General features: G+C 39.4%; 1 protein-coding gene. It reads left to right on the plus strand.

The annotated features are described in order from the left end of the window. Positions 1–320: 320 nt before the first annotated feature. Entirely contained in the window at positions 321–971 is a 651-nt protein-coding gene (locus GTN70_11605) for a hypothetical protein (GenBank protein ID NIO17605.1), read from the plus strand. Positions 972–1,001 lie beyond the last annotated feature (30 nt).

The raw sequence follows: 1,001 nt of genomic DNA on the forward strand, positions 1-1,001 counted from the left end.
TTTTTGCTCTGACACCTAATATTTATTATCGCGATCTTCTTTGGATCAATTTAACGATTTATTAGTTGCCCCCCGTTTTTCACGTAGATAATGTTTCCCTACCGGTTCGATTATCGGAACAAAAGGTACAAAAAATAAAATCATAATCCATGAGACCAATCATTTTTAAGCGCTCTAAGAACTTGCTCTGACACCTACCTCTTCCGTAACAACCTGAAATTTAATTCGTATGTTTGCTCTGTCACCGATCTTAGATGATTGTGGTCGTGGTGGCACGATTGTTTCTTTTCAGCAAGTAAAAGACAACACAGGAGGAAGCTATGGGAAGGCCAAAAAGAATTTTACAAGCACACTATCCCTACCACATAACGACAAGGACGAATAACAAAACATTCAGGTTCAACAAGAAAAAAATTATGAAAATTTACGCCGATGTCTTGAATTCTGCTATTAAAAAATACTCGGTGAAAGTGTTTCACCTTGTTCTTATGGCAAACCATTACCATATTATTATCCAGACACCAGAGGAGAACCTTCATCGATTCTTCCAGTTCGTCAACTCCCGGGTAGCTCTGCGCTATAATAAACGCGAAAAAAGAAGCGGGCACCTCTGGGGGGAGAGATACCGGGCTACGATACTTTCAACAGATGAACATTACCTGAGGTGTATCCGTTACATTTACTTGAATCCCGTAAGAGCCGGTGAAGTAAAGACCCCAAATAAGTGGGCAGATTCAACCTTTCAATTTCATGCTTTTGGTAAACCGGTGGAGATTGTACTCTCAAGAGACCGCTTCTTTATTATGGTAACGAGACAAAGGAAAAAGGAATTTAATTACGGAGAAACGTTTCTTAATCTCTTTGATGATTGTCTGGATAATGAGTATAGTTTAAAAATAGAGTTGCGAAGGAGATTTTACGGGTCAGAATGGTTTATTGAAGAGATGCGGGCACAATACAGTTCGGCCTAGTTTTGCCCCGTGTGGAATGGAAAATTAAAT

This window comes from Deltaproteobacteria bacterium (assembly GCA_011773515.1).
Taxonomy (GTDB): domain Bacteria; phylum Desulfobacterota; class Deferrimicrobia; order J040; family J040; genus WVXK01.